Genomic DNA, 23,608 nt, shown 5'->3' on the forward strand with positions numbered 1-23,608 from the left:
GGCCACCCGAAGGCAGCCCTTAAAAACTAGAGAGGTTTTTGCCTACACAGCCGCTACAGGGCGCATGTAGGAGATTGGTGCGGTGCTGGCATCTTCGAACGTCACGACTTCCCAAGCATCTTTCTGCTCAATCAACTTGCGCAGCAGCTGGTTGTTCAGTGCATGACCGGACTTGAAGCCCTTGAACTCACCAATCAGGCTGTTGCCCAGCAGGTAGAGGTCACCAATTGCATCGAGGATCTTGTGCTTGACGAATTCGTCTTCATAACGAAGGCCGTCTTCGTTCAACACGCCATCGGAATCGACCACGATCGCGTTTTCAACGCTGCCGCCGAGTGCGAGGTTGTGCTTGCGCAGGTACTCGATATCACTCATGAAACCAAAGGTACGGGCGCGGCTGACTTCTTTTACGAACGAAGTGCTGGAAAAATCCACGCTTGCACTCTGGGTGCGGTCACGGAAAACCGGGTGATCGAAATCGATCTCGAAACTCACCTTGAAACCTTCGAAAGGGACGAAAGTGGCGCGCTTGTCGCCATCTTCAACAGTCACTTCCCGCAGGATGCGGATGAATTTCTTAGCGGCGTCCTGCTCTTCCAGGCCAGCCGATTGAATCAGGAATACGAAGGGTCCGGCACTGCCATCCATGATCGGGACTTCGGACGCGGAGAGCTCGACGTAGGCGTTATCGATGCCCAGGCCAGCCATGGCCGAGAGCAAATGCTCCACCGTGTCCACTTTGGTGTCACCGTTGACCAATGTGGTCGACATAGTGGTTTCACCAACGTTTTCCGCGCGAGCAGGAATCTGCACCACAGGATCGAGGTCGGCACGACAAAACACGATGCCGGTATCGACAGGTGCTGGCTTGAGGGTCAGGTAGACCTTCTCGCCGGAGTGCAGGCCGACACCTGTGGCACGGATAATATTCTTCAGGGTGCGTTGTTTAATCATGGCATGGGCCGCTTCAGCGCAAATTGCGAACTGGTATCAACAAAGGCTGGCGATGATAGCAGACCAGACCTTTGCTGAACACCAATCACCCGTATCCCCCTGATACATTTCATCAATCGGCCTGACGACGCAGGAAAGCCGGGATGTCCAGGTAATCCAGATCATCCTGCGGATTCATCTTCGCGGCAGTCGCAGCACCGGCCTGGGCCTGGTTGCGCATGACGGTCGGACGGTCCAGGTCACGGTAGTTCACCGCTGGCGCTTCCTGACGAACGGGAGCCTGTTGCTGTGGCTGCGAAGCCATGGTGGTCTGGACGGTGTTGTCGATCACCTTCATCGGTTTCTCGATTTTCGCGCCCAGGCCGGTGGCAACCACGGTCACGTGCAGCTCGTCACGCATGTCCGGATCGATCACGGTGCCGACCTTGACCATCGCGTGGTCGGAAGCGAACGCCTCGATGATGCTACCCACGTCGGAGTACTCGCCCAGGGACAGGTCCGGACCGGCGGTGATGTTCACCAGGATGCCGCGAGCGCCTTGCAGGTTGACGTCTTCGAGCAACGGGTTGCGAATGGCCGCTTCGGTGGCCTCGCGTGCACGGTTCGGACCGCTGGCGCAGCCAGTGCCCATCATCGCCATGCCCATTTCGGACATCACGGTGCGTACGTCGGCGAAGTCGACGTTGATCATGCCCGGGCGCTTGATGATGTCGGAGATACCGCGAACGGCACCGGCCAGTACATCGTCAGCCTTGGCGAACGCCGACAGCAGGCTGGCGTCTTTACCGAGGATGGTCAGCAGTTTCTCGTTGGGAATGGTGATCAACGAGTCGACGCTGTCGCTCAGCGCGCGGATGCCTTCGTCGGCGATCTGCATGCGCTTGCGGCCTTCGAACGGGAACGGACGGGTCACCACCGCAACGGTGAGGATGCCCATTTCCTTGGCCACTTCGGCAATGATCGGGGCTGCACCGGTACCGGTACCGCCGCCCATGCCCGTGGTGATGAACACCATGTTGGTGCCGGCCAGGACTTCAGCGATGCGCTCGCGGTCTTCCAGGGCCGCCTGACGGCCAACCTCAGGATTCGCGCCGGCACCCAGGCCCTTGGTCACGCCGGTACCCAGTTGCAGGATGGTCCGCGCGCCGATGTTCTTCAGCGCTTGAGCATCGGTGTTGGCGCAGATGAACTCGACGCCTTCGATGTTGCTCTTGACCATGTGGTTGACAGCGTTGCCGCCGCCACCGCCGACACCGATTACCTTGATAACCGGGCTGGCGGGGATGTTGTCTACGAGTTCGAACATTTTCCCTCTCCTTTCATTCTCTAGTTTTTTCGCCTACTGCGTTTGTTGCCGTCTTCCAGCGCAAGCCTGAAACCTGCCGCCTGAAGCTTGAAACCTTTTAGAAATTGCCTTTCACCCAGGCCTGGAGCCGCTCCAACAGTGGAGCCTTGGGCTCGTCGCTGCTGTAGCTGTCGCGGCTGCCGATCCCGGAGAACGAGATCCCGTCGGACTGTTTCTGCAGGCCGTACATCAACAAGCCCACGCCGGTGGAATAGATCGGGTTGCGGACCACGTCATCCAGGCCCTTGACGCCATGAGGCACGCCCAGGCGTACCGGCATGTGGAAGATTTCCTCGGCCAGTTCGACCGCGCCTTCCATCTTCGAGGTACCGCCGGTCAGCACGATGCCAGCCGGGATCAGGTCTTCGTAGCCGCTGCGACGCAGCTCGGCCTGGATCAGCGTGAACAGCTCGTCGTAACGCGGCTCGACCACTTCGGCCAGGGCCTGGCGGGACAACTCGCGCGGTGGACGGTCGCCGACGCTCGGCACCTTGATGGTTTCGCCGGCACCGGCCAGCTTCGCCAGGGCACAGGCGTAGCGGATCTTGATTTCCTCGGCGTACTGGGTCGGGGTGCGCAACGCCATGGCGATGTCGTTGGTCACCTGGTCGCCCGCAATCGGGATCACCGCTGTGTGACGGATGGCGCCTTCGGTGAAGATCGCGATGTCGGTCGTGCCGCCGCCGATGTCCACCAGGCACACGCCCAGCTCTTTCTCGTCGTCGGTCAGCACCGAGTAGGCCGAGGCCAGTTGCTCGAGGATGATGTCGTCGATTTCCAGGCCGCAGCGGCGCACGCATTTTTCGATGTTCTGGGCGGCATTCACCGCGCAGGTGACCACGTGGACCTTGGCTTCCAGGCGCACGCCGGACATGCCCAGGGGCTCACGCACGCCTTCCTGGTTATCGATCACGTAGTCCTGTGGCAGGGTGTGCAGTACTCGCTGGTCAGCCGGAATCGCCACGGCCTGGGCCGCGTCGAGCACGCGTTCGAGGTCGGCGGAGCTGACTTCGCGATCACGGATTGCGACGATGCCGTGGGAGTTCAAGCTGCGGATGTGATTGCCCGCCACGCCGACGAACGCCGAGTGGATCCGGCAACCGGCCATCAACTGCGCTTCCTCGATGGCGCGCTGGATCGACTGCACGGTGGACTCGATGTTCACCACCACGCCTTTTTTCAAGCCACGAGACGGGTGTGTACCGATCCCGACGATGACCAGCGTGCCGTCGTCCGCGACCTCGCCTACCAGCGCAACCACTTTGGAAGTGCCGATATCCAGACCGACGATCATTTTTCCGCTTTGCACGTTTGCCATGGGTCCTGCCTCTTCTTAATTCTTCGCGACGGCGGGTGCGGCCGTCGACGGCGCTACCGGTTCACGCCAGCCAACAGCCAGGCCGTTGGCGTAGCGCAGATCGATGCGCGCAATGTTCGTAAACTGTTCTTTGAGCGTCTTGTCGTAGATGGCGATGAAACGGCGCATCTTTTCCACCAGGTTGCCGCGACCGAGCAACAGCTCGACGCCCGGCCCCGAGCTGCCCGCGCCCGTGGTCAGGAACCAGCTGCCGCGCTCACGCAGCTCCAGGCGCGCGATGGAGAAGCCCAACGGCCGCAGCATCTGGCTCAACACCTGGTATTGCTGCATCACTTGCTGCTGGGCCCGCTGAGGACCGAACAACTGTGGCAGGTGTTCATAGTTGGCCAGTTCCTTTGGCGTAAACGCCTGGCCCTGGTTGTTCAACAGCGACTCGTCGCCCCAACGGGCCACCGGCAGTTGTTCTTCCAGGCGGATCGACACCTGGTCCGGCCAGACCCGGCGGACTTCGGCGTGGGCGATCCAGGGCATCTGCTCCAGTTCCGTGCGCATGCCCGCCAGGTCGATGGTGAAGAAGCTCGACGCGACAAAGGGGGCGATCCGCTGTTGCACCGCCTGCTGGCTGATGTAGCTCAGGTCACCCTGGACGTTGATCCGGGCAATCGGTCGGTCGGCATACGGCAGCAACCGTTGGGCACCTTCGTAGGTACCGAACCCCAACGCCACCAGCAGTACCGGCCAGAACAGGCTCTTGAGAAAACCAAAGTTGGCTTTCGGCAAGCGCGCCGACATCGGCTCCTTGGCCACCATCCGGCTGGCACCCCGCGGCACCGGTTTACGACCGGGTGCCGATGGCTGATGACGAAGCGATGCGCCTTGCATGGCTTAACCTCTTGGCTCTTGCTGGCCGACACTGGCCGCCAGGATCGACAGCACCAGTTGCTGGAAATCCAGGCCGGCGGCACGGGCCGCCATCGGTACCAGGCTGTGATCGGTCATGCCGGGAGCGGTGTTGACTTCCAGGAACCAGAATTGCCCGTCGGCGTCCTGCATCACGTCCGCCCGGCCCCAACCGGCAATACCCAACGCCTCACAGGCCTTGGCCGTGAGGTCCATCAGTTGTTTTTCCTTGACGGGGTCCAGCCCGCAGGGAATGCGGTACTGGGTATCGTTGGCCAGGTACTTGGCGTCGTAGTCGTAGAACGTGTGCGGGGTGCCCAGCGCAATCGGGGGCAAGACCTGGTCACGCAGGATGGCGATGGTGAACTCGGGACCACTGATCCACTGTTCGACCAACACTTGCGAATCGTAGGAACTGGCGTCTTTCCATGCCGTGGTCAACTCAGGCAGCGAATTCACTTTCGCCATGCCGATACTTGAACCTTCATGGGCCGGTTTGACGATCAAAGGGAAGCCCAGTTCCGCAGCCGCCGAAATACAATCGGCCTCGGACGCCAGCACGGCGTGACGCGGTGTCGGAATACCGAGGCTGTGCCAGACCTGCTTGGTGCGCAGCTTGTCCATCGCCAGGGCAGACGCCAGGATGCCGCTGCCGGTGTAGGGAATGCCCAGGCATTCGAGCAGGCCTTGCATGCTGCCGTCTTCACCGCCGCGGCCATGAAGAATGATGAACGCACGGTCGATCTTTTCGCTGAGCAGGCGTTGCAGGAAGTCGTCGCCCACGTCGATGCCAAAAGCGTCGACGCCAGCACTTTGCAGGGCTTGCAGCACGGCGTTGCCCGACTTGAGGGACACCTCGCGCTCGGCGCTCTTGCCGCCGAACAGCACGGCGACGCGGCCGAAGGCTTTCGGGTCGAGGGTCGAGGCCAGGTTGGCGTAGGCAGCAGTCATTTCAGTTTCCCCGCGCTCGGGGCCGCGACAGCCCCGGCGAATAACGGACTATTCAACAGTTTCGGGGCCAGGCCACCGATGTCACCGGCACCCTGGCAAAGCAGGATGTCACCGGCGCGCAGCAGCGGCTTGACCAATGGCGCGAGGTCCACGCCACGCTCGATGTAGATCGGGTCCAACTGACCGCGCTGGCGAATGCTGTGGCACAGCTGGCGGCTGTCGGCACCCGGGATCGGCTCTTCGCCGGCCGGATAGACTTCCATCAACAGCAGCACGTTGGCGTCGACCAGCACCTGGACGAAATCGTCATACAGGTCACGGGTGCGGCTGTAGCGGTGCGGCTGGTAGACCATCACCAGGCGACGCTCCGGCCAGCCACCGCGCACGGCCTTGATCACCGCCGCGACTTCGGTCGGGTGGTGGCCGTAGTCGTCCACCAGCATCACGCTGCCGCCGTCCACCGGCAGTTCGCCGTAGACCTGGAAGCGTCGGCCCACGCCCTGGAACCCGGACAGGCCCTGGACGATGGCTTCATCGCTGACGCCTTCATCGGTGGCGATGCAGATGGTGGCCAGTGCATTGAGCACGTTGTGGTTGCCCGGCATGTTCACCGACACATCCAGTGGCTCGCGATCGGGACGCAGCACGGTGAAGAACGTCTGCATGCCTTGCTGGCGCACGTTGATGGCGCGCACGTCGGCCTCTTCGCCAAAGCCGTAGGTCACAGTCGGACGCTTGACCAGCGGCAGGATCTCGCGCACCACCGGATCGTCCAGGCACACCACGGCCAGACCGTAGAACGGCAGGTTGTGCAGGAACTCGACGAAGGTTTTCTTCAACTTGTTGAAGTCGCCGTCGTAAGTCGCCATGTGGTCGGCGTCGATGTTCGTGACCACGGCCACCAGCGGTTGCAAGTGCAGGAAACTGGCATCGCTTTCGTCGGCTTCGGCGATCAGGTAGCGACTGGTGCCCAGTTGGGCATTGGTGCCCGCGGCATTCAGGCGGCCACCGATCACAAAGGTCGGGTCCAGGCCACCGGAGGCGAACACCGAAGCGATCAGGCTGGTGGTGGTGGTCTTGCCGTGGGTGCCGGCAACGGCAATGCCATGGCGATAACGCATCAGCTCGGCCAGCATCTCGGCCCGCGGCACCACCGGAATGCGGCGCTCCAGGGCGGTGGCGACTTCCGGGTTGGCGGTGTTCACGGCACTGGAGACCACCAGTACGTCGGCATTGGCGGCGTTCTCGGCACGGTGACCGATAAAGATTTGCGCGCCGAAGGACTCCAGGCGCTCGGTCACGGGCGAGGCCTTCAGGTCGGAGCCGGAAACCTGGTAGCCCAGGTTCAGCAAGACTTCGGCGATCCCGCACATGCCCACGCCGCCGATACCGACGAAGTGGATGCGGCGGATACGGCGCATTTCCGGTTGTGGCATGGCTTTGCGATTCTCAACCATGGGCCACCTCCAGGCAGGTATCGACCACTTGGGCCGTGGCATCGGGTTTGGCCAGGCGGCGCGCGGCGCGGGCCATGTCTTCAAGTCGTTGCGGCTGCATCAAAACCTCTGTCAGGCGGGCGGCAAGATCCGCGGCGCCAGTCGTTCTTTGCGGCATCAGGAAGGCAGCGCCTTCGCGGGCCAAATAATCGGCATTGCGGGTCTGGTGATCGTCGATGGCGTGGGGCAACGGCACCAGCATCGAGGGCAGACCGGCGGCAGCCAGTTCGCTGATGGTCAACGCGCCTGCGCGGCATACCACCAGATCGGCCCAGCCATAGGCTTGGGCCATGTCTTTGATGAAAGGCTGCACTTGCGCCTCCACGCCTGCGGCGCGGTAGCGCTCGGCGGTCACTTCATCGTGGTTCTTGCCGGCCTGGTGGAACACTTCCGGCCGCAGTTCGGGGGCGACCTGCGACAGGGCTTCGGGCAGCAATTTGTTCAACGGTTCTGCCCCCAGGCTTCCACCCAGGATCAGCAAACGCGCCTTGCGTCCGGCCAGGGCCGGGCGCGGTGTTTCGAGGAACAGCTCGGTGCGCACCGGGTTACCGGTGGTGCGCCGGCTGCCCGACAGGGTAAAGGTGTCGGGAAAGGCTTCACAGACCCGGGCGGCCAACGGCACCAGTAACCGATTGGCGGTACCGGCCACGGCGTTCTGCTCATGAACGATCACCGGCACGCCGGCCAGTTTTGCCGCAACGCCACCGGGACCGGTCACATAACCGCCAAACCCCACCACGCACACCGGCCGCAACCGGCGGATGATCGCCCGCGCCTGCCAGATCGACTTGAGCAGCATCAGCGGTGCCTTGAGCAACGACAGCTTGCCTTTGCCCCGCAGCCCACTGGCGTTGATCCGATGCAGTTCCAGCCCGGCACCCGGCACCAGTTCGTTCTCGATGCCCCGTGGCGTGCCCAGCCAGTGCACGGTATAGCCGCGCGCCTGGAACTCGCGGGCACAGGCCAGCGCCGGGAACACATGCCCGCCGGTCCCGCCAGCCATGATCAGCACGTTAGCGCCCATGAGTCGGCTCCTCGGCGAAGTCGCTCTCGTGAAATTCCATTTCTTCGCTGCCCAAGTGGGTTCGGCTCTCCCATTCGATACGCAACAACAAGCCCAGGCAGGCACAGCAGATCACCAGGGAACTGCCGCCGTAACTGAGGAACGGCAATGTCAGGCCCTTGGTCGGCAACAGGCCGACGTTCACACCGATGTTGATCAGGAACTGGCCGATCCACAGGAACGACAGGCCATACGCCACATAGGCGGCGAAGAACTGCTTGGCCTTCTCGGCCCACAAGCCGATGTACATGCCACGCACGCAGACGAACACGAACAGGGCAACGGTGCACAGCGAGCCGACCACGCCCAATTCTTCGGCCAGAACCGAGAACACGAAGTCGGTGTGGGCTTCAGGCAGGTAGAACTGTTTCTGCACGCTGTTGCCCAGGCCTACGCCCAGCCATTCGCCGCGACCGAAGGCGATCAGCGCCTGGGTCAATTGATAGCCGGAGCCGAACTGGTCGGCCCACGGATCGGTGAAGGTGATCAGGCGCGCCATCCGATAAGGTTGCGCCTGGACCAGTACCGTTACCGCCGCCACTGCCAGGACCACCATCAGGATGAAGCGAAACAAGCCGACGCCGCCGAGGAACAACATGGCCGCCGCCGCACCCATCATCACGACCGTGGCACCGAAGTCCGGCTCCATCAGCAACAGGCCCGCCATCGGCAGCAGCACGATGAACGGCTTGAAGAACCCCATCCAGCTTTCGCGCACTTCTTTCTGGCGCCGCACCAGGTAACCGGCGAGGAAGAGCACCACGAACACTTTGGCGATTTCCGAAGGCTGTACGTTGAAGAAACTGAAGCCGATCCAGCGCATCGAACCGTTGACCTCGCGGCCAACGCCCGGCACCAGCACCATCACCAGCAGGCCAAAGGCACCGAGCAGCATCATCCAGCCCATGCGTTGCCATGTGGCGATCGGCACCATCATGGTGACTACGCAGGCGCCCAGGCCGATCACCAGGTAAATCAGGTGGCGGATCATGTGGTAAAGGGTGTTGCCCGACTGCACGGCGGCCACTTCCGAGGAGGCGGAAGTGATCATCACCAGGCCCAGGCCCAGCAGCGCCAGGCAACCGGCGAGCATCGGGAAATCCAGGTCGATGCCACGCCCGGTGATCAACGGCGACGGGTACGGCTTGATGATGTTCATCAGACTCATGCCAAGCCCTCCGCTGCACGCGCGAACAACTGCCCACGCTCTTCGTAGTTCTTGAACATGTCCAGGCTGGCGCAGGCCGGCGACAACAGCACCGCATCGCCCGGTTGCGCAAGGGCGCGGCACTGCTGCACCGCTTCGTCCAGCGAACCGACGCGCACCAGCGGCACGGCATCACCCAGGGCCTGGGCGATCAATTCGCGGTCGCGGCCCATCAGCACCACGGCGCGGCAGTTGGCCGCCACCGGGTTGCGCAGGTCCTTGAAGTCAGCGCCCTTGCCGTCACCGCCGGCGATCAGCACGAGCTTGCCGTCGACGTCCGCACCCAAGCCTTCGATGGCTGCCAGCGCAGCACCGACGTTGGTGGCCTTGGAATCGTTGTACCAGGCCACGCCATCGAGGTCGCGCACCCACTGGCAGCGATGTTCGAGGCCGGCGAAAGTGCGCAGGGCCGACAGCATGGCGTCGAACGGCAGGCCGACCGCGTGACCCAGGGCCAGGGCCGCGAGGGCATTGGCCTGGTTGTGGGCGCCACGGATCTTCAGTTCGCGCACCGGCATCAGGTTCTGAAATTCGAAGGCCAGGTACTTCTCGCCGTTCTCATCGCGCAACCCGAAGCCCTTGAAGTCCGGAACACCCAAGCCGAAGGACCAGCACGGCTGGTTCTCGGTCAGCAGCGGACGGGTCAACGCGTCCTGGCGGTTGAACACCACCTGCCGGGCCCCGCGGAAGATCCGGTGCTTGGCCAGGTGGTACGCCGGCAGGCCGCTGTAGCGGTCCATGTGGTCTTCGCTGATGTTGAGCACGGTCGCCACTTCGGCACCCAGGTCATGGGTGGTCTCGAGCTGGAAGCTCGACAGCTCCATCACATACAACTCAACGTCGTCGCTGAGCAGGTCCAGCGCCGGGGTGCCGAGGTTGCCGCCCACGGCGACCCGCTTGCCAGCCGCTGCCGCCATTTCGCCCACCAGGGTGGTGACGGTGCTCTTGGCATTGGAGCCGCTGATGGCAATGATCGGCGCCTTGGCGTTACGTGCGAACAGCTCGATATCACCGGACAATTTCACGCCACGGGCCGCGGCAGCCTGCAGGGCCGGGGTCGCCAGGGCCAGGCCGGGGCTCACGTAGAGCTCATCGGCGCGGCACAGGAATTCGACGTCCAGCTCGCCACAACGCACATCCACCTGCGGGTAGTCACGCCGCAGCGTGGCCAGCTCAGGTGGATTTTCCCGCGTATCGGCCACGGCAAACGACACACCCCGGCTCGCCAGGAAGCGAACCAGGGACATGCCGCTCTTGCCGAGGCCGACAACGATGCGGAAGTGGTCAGAAGCGATCAGGGACACTCGTTCTACCTCAGCTTCAGGGTGGCAAGGCCGATCAGCACCAGAATCACGGTGATGATCCAGAAACGGACGATCACACGTGGCTCGGGCCAGCCCTTGAGTTCAAAGTGGTGATGGATCGGCGCCATGCGGAATACGCGGCGGCCGGTCAATTTAAAGGAGGCAACCTGAATGACGACTGACAGGGTCTCCATCACGAACACGCCGCCCATGATGAACAGGACGATTTCCTGGCGAACGATGACAGCAATGGTGCCCAGGGCTGCGCCCAGCGCCAGTGCGCCGACGTCGCCCATGAAGACTTGGGCCGGGTAGGTGTTGAACCACAGGAACCCCAGGCCGGCACCGATCAGCGCACCGCAGAACACGATCAGCTCACCGGCCCCCGGCACATACGGGATCAACAGGTATTCGGCGAACTTCACGTTACCCGACAGGTAGCAGAAGATCCCCAGCGCACCGCCCACCATCACCGTCGGCATGATCGCCAGACCGTCGAGGCCGTCGGTGAGGTTGACTGCGTTGCTCGAACCGACGATCACCAGGTAGGTCAGCACGATGAAGCCGGCGCCCAGCGGGATGCTGTAGTCCTTGAGCATCGGCAGGATCAGCGTGGTCTCCACCGGCGAGGCGGCGGTCATATAAAGGAAGATCGCTGCGCCGAGGCCGAACACCGACTGCCAGAAATATTTCCAGCGGCTCGGTAAGCCGCGGGAGTTCTTCTCGATGACCTTGCGGTAGTCGTCGACCCAGCCGATGGCACCAAAGAACAAGGTCACCAGCAGCACGACCCAGACATAACGGTTCGCCAGGTCGGCCCAGAGCAAGGTGCTCACGCCAATGGACGACAGGATCAGCGCGCCGCCCATGGTCGGGGTGCCGGACTTGGAGAGGTGCGATTGCGGGCCGTCGTTACGGACCGACTGGCCAATCTGCAGGTTCTGCAGGGTGCGGATCATCCACGGGCCCAGGAACAGCGACAACGACAGCGCGGTCAGCACACCCAGGATCCCGCGCAGGGTCAGGTACTGGAAGACCGCGAAGCCTTTGTAGAACTGTTGCAGGTACTCCGCTAGCAGCAGCAGCATCAATGTTTCTCCATACGGGTGCCGCACAGTGCCGCGACGATGTTTTCCATCGCTGCGCTGCGTGAGCCCTTGATCAGTAAGGTGGTGTTCGGGTCTTGCTCGGCACCCAAGGCCTGGATCAGTTCGGCCTGGGTCGTGAAATGCTGGGCGTGTTCGCCAAACGCGGCGACCGCGTGGGCCATCATCGGGCCCACGGCATACAGCGCATCGACCTTGCCACGGGCGTAGGCGCCGACATCGTGATGGCCCTGCTGCGCCCACTCGCCCAACTCGCCGATATCCCCCAGCACCAGCACGGTACGGCCGGAGAAACCGGCGAGGATATCCACAGCCGCGCACATGGACGATGGGTTGGCGTTGTAGGTGTCATCGATGACGCGCATGCCGTTGCTGGCCAGTTGCGCGACGGAGCGACCCTTGACCGGTTGCACGGCGTCCAGCCCGGCGACGATACCGGGCAGCGACACGCCCAGGGCATGGGCTGCAGCCGCGGCCGCCAAGGCATTGGCGACGTTATGGGTGCCGAGCAGGTTCAGCTGGACTCGCGCCGCGCCATCCGGGCTGTGCAGGTTGAACGCCGGGCAACCACGGGCGTCGCGGTCCAGGTCGCTGGCGTGGAAGTCCGCCGCACGGTTGTCCAGGGCGAAGGTCAGCACCTTGCGCCCCGCCGCACGGGTCTTCCAGATGCCGAACGCCTTGTCATCGAGATTCAGCACGGCGACGCCATCGGCCGCCAGCCCTTCGATGATCTCACCCTTGGCTTCGACGATTTTTTCCGGGCCACCGAACTCGCCGACGTGGGCGGTCCCGGCGTTGTTGAGCACGGCCACATGGGGCTTGGTCATGCCAACGGTGTAGGCGATCTCGCCGAGTCGCGAAGCACCCAGCTCGATGACGGCGGCGCTGTGTTCCGGTGCCAGTTCCAGCAAGGTCAGCGGTACACCGAGGTCGTTGTTCAGGTTACCACGGGTCGCCAGGACAGGCCCCCGGGTGCGCAGGATGCTAGCAAGCATCTCCTTGACCGTGGTCTTGCCGCTGGAGCCGGTGATGGCCGCGACCGGGTTGTCGAACGCGGCACGGTTCAGCGCACCGAGCTGGCCCAGGGCCTGGCGGGTGTCGCTGACCAGCAATTGCGGCAACGTGCTGTTGCTCACTTCCCGCTCGACCAATGCCGCCACCGCACCTTTGGCGGCGACTTCGTTCAGGTAGTCGTGGCCGTCGAAACGCGGCCCGGCCAGGGCAACGAACAACTGCCCCGGCGCAATCGCCCGGCTGTCGATGCTGACGCCGTCGAAGGCGGCGTCCGCAGCGATGAGGCGTGCATTCAGGGCGTTGGTCAGCTCGCTGAGTTTCAGGGCCTTAAGCATGGGCCACCTCCCACGCGGTCAAGGCGTGATCGGCCTCCACCAGATCGGAGAATGCATGGCGCTCGCCGTTGATTTCCTGGTAGTCCTCGTGGCCCTTGCCAGCCAGGACGATGACGTCATCCGCCGAGGCGCCGGCGATCAGTTGCGCGATCGCCTGGCCGCGTCCGGCCACGAACGTGACGTTGTCCACCGCCGAGAAACCGGCGCGGATGTCGTCGAAAATCTGCGAAGGGTCTTCGGTGCGCGGGTTGTCATCGGTGACGAGCACACCGTCGGCCAACCGCTGTACCACTTCAGCCATCAACGGGCGCTTGCCACGGTCGCGATCGCCACCGCAGCCGAACAGGCACAGTAGCTTGCCCTTGGCGTGAGGCCGCAGGGCTGTCAGGACCTTTTCCAACGCATCGGGGGTGTGGGCGTAATCGACCACCACCAAAGGTTGCGCACCGCCACCCAGGCGCTGCATGCGACCGGCCGGGCCTTCGAGCTTGGGCAGGACCTTGAGGATTTCATCCAGCGCGTAGTCCAGGCCCAGCAAGGCACCGATGGCGGCCAGGACGTTGCTCAGGTTGAAACGGCCGAGCAAGGTGCTGCGCAGGTGGTGTTCGCCCTGGGGCGTCACCAGCGTGGCGCGCACGCCTTCGTCATTGAATTGCGCCTGGCGTACATACAGGTAGGCGCTGGCGTCTTCCAGGCTGTAGGTGATCAGCCGGGACTCGCGCTTGTCGGCGGCCAGTTGCCGACCGAATTCGTCATCGAGGTTGATGACCCGGCACTTCAGGTCATTCCAGGCAAACAGCCTGGCCTTGGCTTCGCCGTAGGCCTGCATGGTGCCGTGGTAGTCCAGGTGATCGCGGGACAGGTTGGTGAGCACCGCGACGTCGAACGCCAATGCGCTCACACGTCCCTGATCGAGGCCATGGGAAGAAACCTCCATGGCCACAGCCTTGGCACCGGCCTTCTTCAGGTCCGCCAGGGTCGCTTGCACGGCAACCGGGTTCGGCGTGGTGTGCAGGCCACTTTCCAGCGCGCCGTGGAAGCCGTTGCCCAAGGTCCCGACAATGCCGCAGCGCTGGCCGAGCAAATCCAGGGCCTGGGCCACCAACTGGCTGACACTGGTCTTGCCGTTGGTGCCCGTTACGCCAATCAGGTTCAGGTGACGGCTCGGCTCGGCATAGAAGCGTCCGGCGATGTCCGACAGTTGCGCGGCGAGCCCCTTGACCGGAATCAGCGGCACGTCGGTGATCGGCAGCACGGTCGCGCCTTCGACTTCATAAGCCACGGCAGCCGCCCCGCGCTGCAAGGCATCGGCGATGTGGGCTCGACCATCGAAGCGCCCGCCCGGCACAGCCAGGAACAGGTCGCCGGCGCGCACGTTGCGACTGTCCAGGGCCAATTCGCGAATCAACAGGTCGTGACCGGCGTGGGCAAAGATCTTGTTCAGGCTCAGGGACATCAGCCACGCCCTCCATCGGCTTTCAAGGGAACGACCGGCGCGGTGCTCGCCTGCTGGGTGGGCGGCAGGTTATCCGGGGTGATGTTCATCAGGCGCAGGGTGCCGGACATGACTTTGCTGAACACCGGCGCCGAGACCAGGCCACCGAAGTAGCCGGCCTTGCTCGGCTCGTCGATGACCACGACGATGGCGTAGCGTGGGTCGCTCATCGGGCCGAAGCCGGCAAACAGCGAACGGTAGGAATTCTCGGCGTAGCCCTTGGTGCCCACGGAGGTCTTGCGGGCCGTACCCGACTTGCCAGCCACGTGATAGGCCGGTACCTGGGCGCGGAACACCCCGCGCGGGGCCTCGATCACCTGTTGCAGCATGCCTTGCATGGTCTTGGCGACTTTCTCCGGGATCACCTGAGTGGTCTGCGGCGGCTTGTCGGTCTTGATCAGGGTCAGCGGTGCGATGCGCCCGTTGTTCGCCAGCGCGGAAAACGCGTGGACCAGTTGGATCGCGGTTACGGAAACACCGTAGCCGTAGGACAGCGTCGCCGTCTCCGCCTTGCGCCAGTCGCGATAGTTCGGCAGGTTGCCGACCCGTTCGCCCGGGAAGCCCAGGCCGGTGTCCTGGCCCAGGCCGATTTTCTGGGCCAGGCGATAGATCGTTTCACCGCCGATATCGAAGGCGATCTTGCTCATGCCCACGTTACTGGAGTTGATCAGGATGCCGGTCAGGTCGAGCACCGGGCCTTCGGTCTTGGACACGTCACGAATGGTGTACTTGCCGATCTGCAGGGTCCCCGGATACACCTCGACGGTGTCGCTCGGTTTCCAGCGCCCGGTTTCCAGGGCGGCGGCCATGGACACGGCTTTCATGGTCGAACCGGGTTCGAACACGTCGATCATCGCGCGGTTACGCATCATCGCCGGTTGCAGGTTGCGGCGGTTGTTCGGGTTGTAGGTCGGCTGGTTGACCATCGCCAGGATCTCGCCGGTCTTCACGTCCATGATCACCAGGCTACCGGCCTTGGCACCGTTCTCGACGATGGCATTGCGCAGCTCACGGTTGGCCAGGTATTGCAGGCGCAGGTCAATGGACAACGCCAAGGGCTTGCCGGCCTTGGCGTTTTTGGTGACTTGGACATCCTTGATCAGCCTGCCGCGCCGGTCCTTGATGACCTGGCGCTTGCCGGCGACCCCGGCGAGCCATTCGTCATAAGCCAGCTCGACCCCTTCGCGCCCCCGGTCGTCGATGTCGGTAAAGCCGACCATGTGGGCGGTGACTTCACCGGCCGGGTAGAAACGCCGGAATTCTTCGATGCCGTAGACACCGGGCACTTTCAGGTCGAGCACGCTCTGGCCCTGTTCGGGGGTCAAGCCGCGCACCAGGTAAATGAATTCCTTGTTGGCCTGGGCTTCGAGGCGTTCGGCCAGGGCCTTGGGATCCTGGCCCAGGGCGGCAGCCAGTGCCGGCCACTTTTCCTTGGCCAACTGCATTTCCTTGGCGTTGGCCCACAAGGTGGTCACCGGCGTACTCACGGCCAGGGGCTCGCCATTGCGATCGGTGATCAGGCCACGGTGCGCCGGGATCGGAATATGCCGCACGCTGCGAGCATCGCCCTGCCCCTTGAGGAAGTCACGGTCGACCACTTGCAGGTCGATGATGCGCCACGAGATGGCCGCCACCATGATCCCGAGCAAGCCCAGGACCAGACGGAAACGCCATGGGAACAACGCCCCTTCGAGCTTCATCATGGCGCCACCATCTGTACTTCGGCCGCGCCGGGGATGTGCATCTTCAGTTGTTCGGTGGCCAGCACTTCAATGCGGCTGTGGGCAGTCCAGGTGCTTTGCTCCAGGATCAGGCGCCCCCATTCGGCCTGCGCCTTGTCGCGCACGCTCAGCTCGTTATAGAGGGAATTGAGCAACTGCCGGTTCCAGTGCGCGCTATAAGACACGGCGATGGCCGACACGAGCACGCCGATAAACAACAGCAGCATGAAAAAGCTGCCGCCCGGCAGGGGCTTGGCGAAGAGCTTGCTCACCGCAGCTTCTCCGCGACACGCATGACCGCGCTACGGGCGCGAGGGTTGGCCTTGAGTTCGGCTTCGGAGGCGAACTGCGCCTTGCCATGGACCTTGATTTTCGGCACGAAGGCTTCGAAACGCACCGGCAGGTTGCGCGGCAGGTTATCGGCTTCGCCCTTGGTGAGCTTGCGCATGAACAACTTGACGATGCGGTCTTCCAGGGAATGGAAGCTGATCACCACCAGACGCCCACCCACCTCCAGCGCCTCAAGCGCCGCTTCGAGGCCGACTTCGAGATCGCCCAGCTCATTGTTGACGTGAATGCGCAAACCCTGGAAAGCACGGGTCGCCGGGTTCTTGCCTTTCTCCCAGGCAGGGTTGGCCACCTTCAGCACCTCGGCCAGGTCGCCGGTACGCTCGAAGGGCTTGATGACACGGCGCTCGACCACGGCACGGGCCATGCGGCCGGAGAAACGCTCTTCACCGTATTCCTTGAAGACGCGGGCGATTTCTTCCACCGGGGCGGTGTTGACGAATTCGGCGGCGCTGATGCCACGGGACGGATCCATGCGCATGTCCAGCGGGCCGTCATTGAGGAAGCTGAAGCCGCGTTCCGGGTCGTCCAGTTGCGGCGACGACACGCCGAGGTCCAGCAGCACGCCACTGACCTTGCCGTGCAGGCCACGCTCGGCGACTTCCGCGCCCAACTCAGCAAAGCTGCGCTGCACAACGACAAAGCGGCCGTCTTCGGCCGCTAGCGCTTGCCCGGTGGCAATCGCTTGAGGATCTTTGTCGAACCCCAGCAACCTTCCACCCGGACCCAGCTGGCTGAGGATGAGCCGACTGTGCCCGCCACGCCCGAACGTGCCGTCCAGATAGCAGCCATCAGAACGTACGGCGAGAGCCTCGACGGCTTCGTCAAGCAGTACGGTGATGTGGTTAAAGCCGCTATCAATAGTCACAGGATCAAATCACGCAGTTCATCAGGCATGGCGCCCGGTTGTTGAATAGCAGCGAGGTCGGCGGCAGAAACCGCATTCCAGGCATCTTCGTCCCACAGTTGGAACTTGTTCAGTTGGCCCACCAGCATCGCGCGCTTGTCCAGCTTGGCGTATTCGCGCAGGCGCGGTGGAACCAGGAAACGACCACTGCCATCGAGTTCGAGGTCGACGGCATTGCCAATCAGCAAGCGTTGCAGACGGCGGTTTTCTTCCCGCAGCGAAGGCAGTGCGCGCAGTTTGGTTTCGATGATTTCCCACTCATCAAGGGGGTAAACGCACAAACATGGATCAACGGCATCGATCGTGACGATTAACTGCCCCGAACTTCGCGAAACGAGCTCGTCACGATACCGGCTGGGCATGGCGAGCCGGCCTTTTGCATCGAGACTGATTGCGTTAGCTCCGCGAAACACGTCTGCGTTTCTCCACTTTTGGGCGGTTTACCTTCAAAAAAACCCACTTCATGCCACTTTCCGCCACTTGCGCACACTATAGGAATGCGCCCACCGCACCGTCAAGGCGCGGATGGAAGGAAAAGCCTTATAGATCGGAGATTTAGGAGCGTTTCAGGAGGGCCAACAAGAATCTGGCGTAGGAATTTTCACCTCAACCCGAGAGGACACAGGAGGCTGCGCGCACAAGTTAAAGTGATTTATTAAGAGTAAGATTTTTTTGGTATTAGGAACTGCCTCTGCCTGTGATTCTGGCAGGGAGGGGGAAAGGTGGAGAGTCGATCTGTAAGCCGGGTTCTGTCTTGAACAGTCATTCGTCTACGATGGCCATCACTGGACATCTTTAGCAACCTACCCGGTCCCAGCGCGGGCCACGCCTTGGGACCCTATTTGGTCTTGCTCCAAGTGGGGTTTACCTAGCCACGAACTGTTGCCAGACGTGCGGTGCGCTCTTACCGCACCTTTTCACCCTTACCGGCGCCGAAACGCTTAGGCGGTTATTTTCTGTGGCACTTTCCGTAGGCTCACGCCTCCCAGGCATTACCTGGCACTTCGCCCTATGGAGCCCGGACTTTCCTCCCCCCCCTAATTTTCATAGAGGGCAGCGACTGTCCGATCGACTCTCCGCCGCGAAGGTTAACGGCAGAGCGCCCGAAGAACAAGCGCTAAAAGCTTTCAGCCACGTCGGCAGCCGGGTTTCACTGGGCCTTTTGCTTGTCCAGTGCAACCTGATACAGCACGTTCTTGCGCTCGCCCGTGATCTGCGCTGCGAGAGCCGCGGCACGCTTGAGCGGCATTTCCTCCAGCAGCAGGTCCAGGATGCGCATCGCTTCGCTGCTGACGGCCTCTTCATCTTCGGGGGGCGTCCAGCCCGCCACCAGCACGACACACTCGCCCCGCTGCTGGTTGCCGTCGTTTTCGACAAATGCCCGCAACTGCGCCAACGGCAAGCCCTTCAGGGTTTCGAAGGTCTTGGTCAGCTCACGGGCCAGCAACGCCGGACGCTCGGGACCAAACACTTGCTCCATGTCTTGCAGGCATTCGAGGATACGGTGCGGCGCCTCATAAAAGATCAGTGTGCGCGGCTCTTCCTTAATGGCCTCCAGGCGCGCTCGCCGCCCAACAGCCTTGGCGGGCAGGAAACCTTCGAAGATGAAACGGTCCGACGGCAGGCCCGCCGCCGAAAGCGCCGCGATCAAGGCACACGCGCCCGGCACCGGCACCACGCTGATACCCGCCGCACGAGCCTGGCGCACCAGATGATAGCCAGGATCGGAAATCAGCGGCGTACCAGCGTCGGAAATCAGCGCCACGTTATCCCCCGCCAACAACCGAGTGATGAACCGACTGCCCTCATCCCGCTCGTTGTGTTCGTGACAGGCCGCCAGCGGCGTGGAAATGCCGAAGTGCTGCAACAGGCGCTGAGAATGACGGGTGTCTTCAGCGGCGATCAAGGCCACCTCGCGCAGGATCTTCAGCGCCCGGGCGCTGATATCGTCCAGGTTGCCGATGGGCGTCGCCACCACGTACAGCGAGCCGGCAGCGGAATTCAAAGCACCTGGAGCAGTCAAAACGCACACCTCATGTTCGGTAAAACCGCCATTGTAGCGTGTGCCAGCCATCTCAGTTGTTCACATTAGGCATTGCGGCGAGGGCCGCCACCTGAGCGAACAGCGCTTTTTGTGCAACGCCGCACTTTTGAAACACCTAAATTGACCGATTCACGCCACTGACATCGCGCCCCGGCCAGCGCTTGGGTACAATTCGACGCTAATTTGATCTCGTATCAGGACATTTACATGATCGCTTGCCTGCGGCTGCTTTCCGCCCTCTGTCTCGCTGCCCTTTTGGCAGCCTGCGCCAGCTCGCCCTCGTCCAGCCTTGGCGAACTTCCACGGACCCCGGACGCCAGTATCGAGCAACTGCTCGAACAGGCGACCCAAAGCAAGGACCCGGAAAAAGCCGCCCTGCTGCGCCTGAGCGCCGCCGACCTGGCCTACCGCCAAGGCAATGCCGGCCAGTCCGCGCAGATCCTGCAGCAAGTACCCATGGAACAGCTCAAGCCCGGCCAGCAGATTTTTGCCAGCACGCTGTCGGCCGAACTGGCGATGACGCGCAACCAGCCCAAGGCTGCCTTGACCGCCCTGAGCCATCCCAGCCTGCAGCACCTGAGCGAAATGCCGGCAGAACAGCAGGTTCGCACCGGCACCGTCCACGCCCGCGCCCTCGAGGCCGATGGCCAGACCCTGGCAGCGGCCAAGGAGCGCATCTTCATCGCCCCGCTTCTCAAGGACGACGCTGGCGCGAAGAACCACGAAGCGATCTGGTCGCTGATCGCCTCGCTCCCCACCGACCAGTTGCAACCAACGTCCGATGACGACCTCGGCGGCTGGCTGACCCTGGCCCGGGCCGTGAAGACCGCCGGCACCCTGGAACAGCAACAAGCCGCCATCGATCACTGGCGCGAACAGAACCCGAAACACCCCGCCGCGCTGCAACTGCCCACGCCACTGGTCAAGCTCAAGGAACTGGCGAGCCAGCCCCTGAGCAAGATCGCCCTGCTGCTGCCACAGAATGGCCCCCTGGCATCGGTCGCCAAGGCGCTGCGCGATGGCTTCATGGCTGCGCACTACCAGGCTCAACAGGCCGGCCAGAAGCCGCCGAGCATCCAGCTCTATGACAGCTCCAGCCTGACGTCCATGGACGAGTTCTATCGCAAGGCCCAGGCCGACGGCGTACAACTGGTCGTAGGCCCACTGGAAAAACCATTGGTCAAACAGATCAGCGCCCGTCCGCAACTGCCTATCACCACCCTCGCGCTGAACTACAGCGAAGGTACCCAGAACCCGCCGCAGCTGTTCCAGTTTGGCCTGGCGCCCGAGGATGAAGCCCGCGAAGTGTCCCGTCGCGCTCGCGCCGACGGTCTGCATCGCGCCGCGGCCATGGTACCGAAAGGCGAATTGGGTGATCGCATCCTGAAGGCCTTCAGCCAGGACTGGCAGGCCAACGGCGGTACCGTCATCGCCATTGAGCGGGTCGACCAGCCGGTGCAATTGGCCCAGCAGATCGCCGACATGTTCCAACTGCGCCAGAGCGAAGGCCGCGCCAAGAGCCTGCAAAGCACCGTCGGCACCAACGTCGCGGCGCAACCGTCGCGCCGCCAGGACATCGAGTTCATCTTCCTCGCGTCGACCCCGCAGCAGGCCCAGCAGATCAAGCCAACGCTCAACTTCCAGTACGCGGGCGACGTGCCGGTCTATGCAACGTCCCTGGTGTTCAGCGCCAGCGGCGACCAGAACCAGTACAGCGACATGAACGGCATCCGCTTCTGCGAAACGCCTTGGCTGCTCGATGCCAACGACCCGCTGCGCAAGCAAGTCACCGCCCAATGGCCCCAGGCGGGCGGCACCCTGGGCCGGCTGTACGCGCTGGGCGTAGATGCTTATCGCCTCGCTCCGCGCCTGGGCCAGCTCAAGACATTGCCGGACAGCCGCATTGAAGGCCTGTCGGGCAGCCTTGCGGTCTCCCCGTCCCAGCGTGTGCAGCGACAACTGCCATGGGCCGAGTTCGTCAACGGCCAAGTACAGCGCCTGCCGGACACCCAGCGCTGATGCCTGAGCGATCACGCCAGCAAAGCGGACGAGATGCCGAGGGCCTGGCCCTCGCGCATCTTGAGCAACAAGGCCTGCGGTTGATAGCGCAGAACTGGTTGTGCAAACGCGGCGAGCTTGATCTGGTCATGCTTGACGGCGATACAGTAGTATTCGTCGAAGTCCGCTACAGAAAAAATACCCAATGGGGTGGCGCGCTCGACAGCATCGACGAGCGCAAGCGCCGCAAGCTGGTTTTCGCCGCGCAGTATTTCCTGCAATGCGAGTCTCGCTGGGCCGATCACCCCTGCCGCTTCGACGTGGTTGCCATCGACAGCAACGCCGATCAGTTGAACTGGCTGCAAAACGCCTTCGACAGCTGAAGGCCAGCGCCCATGACGAGCCAGGCCGGACACCTTCACCCAATTTTTGCTCTTTGCTTTGCGCGCCGCACACGTTTGTGCCGATAAGTCGCGCTACTTAAGGTCACACAGATGGACATGCAATCGCGAATTCGCCAGCTTTTTCAGGCCAGTATCGACACCAAGCAGCAGGCGATGGACGTACTTGCACCGCACATCGAGCAAGCCAGCCAAGTGATGGTCAACGCGCTGCTCAACGAGGGCAAGATGCTCTCGTGCGGCAATGGCGGCTCAGCCGGCGATGCTCAGCACTTTTCATCGGAACTGCTCAATCGCTTCGAGCGCGAGCGCCCGAGCCTGCCGGCCATCGCCCTGACCACCGACAGCTCGACGATCACCTCGATCGCCAACGACTACAGCTACAACGAGGTATTCTCCAAGCAGATCCGCGCCCTGGGCCAACCCGGCGATGTGCTGCTGGCGATTTCCACCAGCGGTAATTCGGCCAATATTATTCAAGCGATCCAGGCCGCACATGATCGCGAAATGATTGTCGTAGCATTGACCGGCCGAGACGGCGGCGGCATGGCATCGCTGCTCTTGCCCGAAGACGTCGAGATTCGCGTACCGGCCAATGTCACCGCACGTATCCAGGAAGTCCACCTGCTGGCGATCCACTGCCTTTGCGACTTGATCGACAGCCAACTGTTCGGGAGTGAAGAATGACCTCTAATCGCCTAGGCCTTCTGGCCCTGACCCTGTGCCTCGGCATCAGCGGCTGCACATCGGTGGTTAACGCCAGCCGGGAAAAGCCGATCGAAGACGACCGCGGCACCCGCACCTTCGGCAGCAAGATCGACGACTCTCTGATCGAAACCAAGGTAGGCGTGAACATCGCCAAGGCCGACCCGGCCCTGGACAACAACTCGCACATCGTCGTCACCAGCTTCAACGGCGTCGTGCTACTGGCCGGCCAGACCCCACGCGCAGACCTCAAGGCCAAGGCCGAACAGGAGGCCAGCGCCGTGCAGCGGGTCAAGACCGTGCACAACGAACTGCAGGTCCTTCAACCCTCCTCGCTGCTGGCGCGCCAGAATGATGCGTGGCTGACCACCAAGATCAAGACTCAGATGCTTACCGATGCCAGCATTCCAGGCTCGCGCATCAAGGTGGTGACCGAGAACGGTATTGTCTATCTGTTGGGATTGCTGACCAAGCAGGAAGCGGCGCAGGCGACCAACCTGGTGCAGGGGGTTTCCGGGGTGCAGAAGATCGTCAAGTTGTTTGAGTATATTGACTGATTCATCGCTCCCCCCCAAAAAAACGGCGCTTCCTCCAGGAGAGAAAGCGCCGTTTTTTTTTGGGGGGGGCGGATGATAGATAGTGGGTATATCCGTTTCTTCGGTAACGGCGGCTTATGGTTCCGCTCTTACAGCGGGTCACTTTTGGAAAAGCCGGGAGCCGGACCAGCCAAAAGTAACCAAAAACGCTTTGCCCCACCACTCGGCACCTCGCCGAGGCTCGGTGTGCCCGAACGAAGGCATCCATGCCGGGATACCCACTGCGCAATGCCTGCGTTCGGCCAGCGTGTTTAATGGGGCGTTGAGATCAAGATCAAGATCAAAAGCCAAAGCCAAAGCCAAAGCACAGCGATCTAACTGAAGCACCGCCATCGCGAGCAAGCTTTGCTCCCACGGAGTCTAAGGTGAACATCAGATATGTGGACACCTGCAATCTGTG

The 23,608-nt window shown here is 62.6% G+C and carries 21 protein-coding genes and 1 other RNA gene; 4 read left to right on the top strand and 18 right to left on the bottom strand.

From position 1 onward, the window contains the following. Positions 1 to 42 precede the first annotated feature (42 nt). The 18 genes from lpxC to rsmI all read right to left on the bottom strand — a co-directional run bounded on the left by lpxC (position 43) and on the right by rsmI (position 19,487). The gene (gene lpxC, locus ACODSJ_RS15945; protein ID WP_030139673.1) at positions 43 to 954 is read right to left on the bottom strand and encodes a UDP-3-O-acyl-N-acetylglucosamine deacetylase; all 912 of its coding nucleotides are present in this window, start codon (positions 952 to 954) and stop codon (positions 43 to 45) included. A gap of 112 nt (positions 955 to 1,066) precedes the next feature. Then, complete coding sequence (gene ftsZ / locus ACODSJ_RS15950; protein WP_489102641.1) at positions 1,067 to 2,260, bottom strand: cell division protein FtsZ; 1,194 nt, start codon at positions 2,258 to 2,260, stop codon at positions 1,067 to 1,069. Between the two features lie 97 nt (positions 2,261 to 2,357). Then, positions 2,358 to 3,617: a cell division protein FtsA gene (gene ftsA, locus ACODSJ_RS15955; RefSeq protein ID WP_489102642.1), complete on the bottom strand. Its 1,260-nt coding sequence runs from the start codon at positions 3,615 to 3,617 to the stop codon at positions 2,358 to 2,360. A gap of 15 nt (positions 3,618 to 3,632) precedes the next feature. Then, entirely contained in the window at positions 3,633 to 4,499 is an 867-nt protein-coding gene (locus tag ACODSJ_RS15960; protein ID WP_489102643.1) for a cell division protein FtsQ/DivIB, read from the bottom strand. A 3-nt stretch (positions 4,500 to 4,502) separates the two neighbouring features. Next, entirely contained in the window at positions 4,503 to 5,468 is a 966-nt protein-coding gene (locus ACODSJ_RS15965; protein WP_489102644.1) for a D-alanine--D-alanine ligase, read from the bottom strand. After that, complete coding sequence (gene murC, locus ACODSJ_RS15970; protein WP_489102645.1) at positions 5,465 to 6,925, bottom strand: UDP-N-acetylmuramate--L-alanine ligase; 1,461 nt, start codon at positions 6,923 to 6,925, stop codon at positions 5,465 to 5,467. Before murC ends, ACODSJ_RS15965 begins: the two co-directional genes overlap by 4 nt. Next, positions 6,918 to 7,988, bottom strand: a complete 1,071-nt coding sequence (gene murG / locus ACODSJ_RS15975; RefSeq protein ID WP_489102646.1) for an undecaprenyldiphospho-muramoylpentapeptide beta-N-acetylglucosaminyltransferase — start codon at positions 7,986 to 7,988, stop codon at positions 6,918 to 6,920. The genes murC and murG overlap by 8 nt, the downstream gene beginning before the upstream one ends. Continuing rightward, a complete protein-coding gene (gene ftsW, locus ACODSJ_RS15980) occupies positions 7,978 to 9,195 on the bottom strand; it encodes a putative lipid II flippase FtsW (protein WP_489102647.1) in 1,218 nt (405 codons plus the stop codon). The genes murG and ftsW overlap by 11 nt, the downstream gene beginning before the upstream one ends. After that, the gene (murD, locus tag ACODSJ_RS15985) at positions 9,192 to 10,538 is read right to left on the bottom strand and encodes a UDP-N-acetylmuramoyl-L-alanine--D-glutamate ligase (protein WP_489102648.1); all 1,347 of its coding nucleotides are present in this window, start codon (positions 10,536 to 10,538) and stop codon (positions 9,192 to 9,194) included. The genes ftsW and murD overlap by 4 nt, the downstream gene beginning before the upstream one ends. A 5-nt stretch (positions 10,539 to 10,543) precedes the next feature. Further along, entirely contained in the window at positions 10,544 to 11,626 is a 1,083-nt protein-coding gene (gene mraY / locus ACODSJ_RS15990; protein ID WP_260961583.1) for a phospho-N-acetylmuramoyl-pentapeptide-transferase, read from the bottom strand. After that, on the bottom strand, positions 11,626 to 12,993 hold the full coding sequence (locus ACODSJ_RS15995) for a UDP-N-acetylmuramoyl-tripeptide--D-alanyl-D-alanine ligase (protein ID WP_489102649.1): 1,368 nt from the start codon (positions 12,991 to 12,993) through the stop codon (positions 11,626 to 11,628). The genes mraY and ACODSJ_RS15995 overlap by 1 nt, the downstream gene beginning before the upstream one ends. After that, a complete protein-coding gene (locus ACODSJ_RS16000) occupies positions 12,986 to 14,449 on the bottom strand; it encodes a UDP-N-acetylmuramoyl-L-alanyl-D-glutamate--2,6-diaminopimelate ligase (protein ID WP_489102650.1) in 1,464 nt (487 codons plus the stop codon). Before ACODSJ_RS16000 ends, ACODSJ_RS15995 begins: the two co-directional genes overlap by 8 nt. Further along, positions 14,449 to 16,188, bottom strand: coding sequence for a peptidoglycan D,D-transpeptidase FtsI family protein (locus ACODSJ_RS16005; RefSeq protein WP_489102659.1), 1,740 nt, complete (start codon positions 16,186 to 16,188; stop codon positions 14,449 to 14,451). The genes ACODSJ_RS16000 and ACODSJ_RS16005 overlap by 1 nt, the downstream gene beginning before the upstream one ends. After that, entirely contained in the window at positions 16,188 to 16,481 is a 294-nt protein-coding gene (gene ftsL, locus ACODSJ_RS16010; protein ID WP_489102651.1) for a cell division protein FtsL, read from the bottom strand. The genes ACODSJ_RS16005 and ftsL overlap by 1 nt, the downstream gene beginning before the upstream one ends. Then, entirely contained in the window at positions 16,478 to 17,425 is a 948-nt protein-coding gene (gene rsmH, locus ACODSJ_RS16015; RefSeq protein WP_489102652.1) for a 16S rRNA (cytosine(1402)-N(4))-methyltransferase RsmH, read from the bottom strand. Before rsmH ends, ftsL begins: the two co-directional genes overlap by 4 nt. After that, a complete protein-coding gene (mraZ, locus tag ACODSJ_RS16020; RefSeq protein WP_003205355.1) occupies positions 17,422 to 17,877 on the bottom strand; it encodes a division/cell wall cluster transcriptional repressor MraZ in 456 nt (151 codons plus the stop codon). The genes rsmH and mraZ overlap by 4 nt, the downstream gene beginning before the upstream one ends. Before the next feature lie 309 nt (positions 17,878 to 18,186). Then, positions 18,187 to 18,540: RNase P RNA component class A (gene rnpB, locus ACODSJ_RS16025), an RNA gene on the bottom strand. Between the two features lie 74 nt (positions 18,541 to 18,614). Next, positions 18,615 to 19,487 (bottom strand): 16S rRNA (cytidine(1402)-2'-O)-methyltransferase, encoded by an 873-nt coding sequence (gene rsmI, locus ACODSJ_RS16030; protein WP_489102653.1) that lies wholly within the window; start codon positions 19,485 to 19,487, stop codon positions 18,615 to 18,617. A 228-nt stretch (positions 19,488 to 19,715) separates the two neighbouring features. On the opposite strand from rsmI, the gene ACODSJ_RS16035 reads away from it, so the two are divergent. The 4 genes from ACODSJ_RS16035 to ACODSJ_RS16050 all read left to right on the top strand — a co-directional run bounded on the left by ACODSJ_RS16035 (position 19,716) and on the right by ACODSJ_RS16050 (position 23,169). Next, on the top strand, positions 19,716 to 21,527 hold the full coding sequence (locus tag ACODSJ_RS16035; RefSeq protein ID WP_489102654.1) for a penicillin-binding protein activator: 1,812 nt from the start codon (positions 19,716 to 19,718) through the stop codon (positions 21,525 to 21,527). Then, complete coding sequence (locus tag ACODSJ_RS16040; RefSeq protein WP_489102655.1) at positions 21,527 to 21,889, top strand: YraN family protein; 363 nt, start codon at positions 21,527 to 21,529, stop codon at positions 21,887 to 21,889. The genes ACODSJ_RS16035 and ACODSJ_RS16040 overlap by 1 nt, the downstream gene beginning before the upstream one ends. A 111-nt stretch (positions 21,890 to 22,000) precedes the next feature. Further along, positions 22,001 to 22,594 carry a phosphoheptose isomerase gene (locus ACODSJ_RS16045; RefSeq protein ID WP_007928463.1) on the top strand — a complete coding sequence of 198 codons (594 nt, stop codon included), beginning with the start codon at positions 22,001 to 22,003 and terminating at the stop codon, positions 22,592 to 22,594. Then, a complete protein-coding gene (locus tag ACODSJ_RS16050) occupies positions 22,591 to 23,169 on the top strand; it encodes a BON domain-containing protein (protein ID WP_489102656.1) in 579 nt (192 codons plus the stop codon). Before ACODSJ_RS16045 ends, ACODSJ_RS16050 begins: the two co-directional genes overlap by 4 nt. Positions 23,170 to 23,608: the final 439 nt, after the last annotated feature.

This window comes from Pseudomonas sp. FG6 (assembly GCF_057809015.1).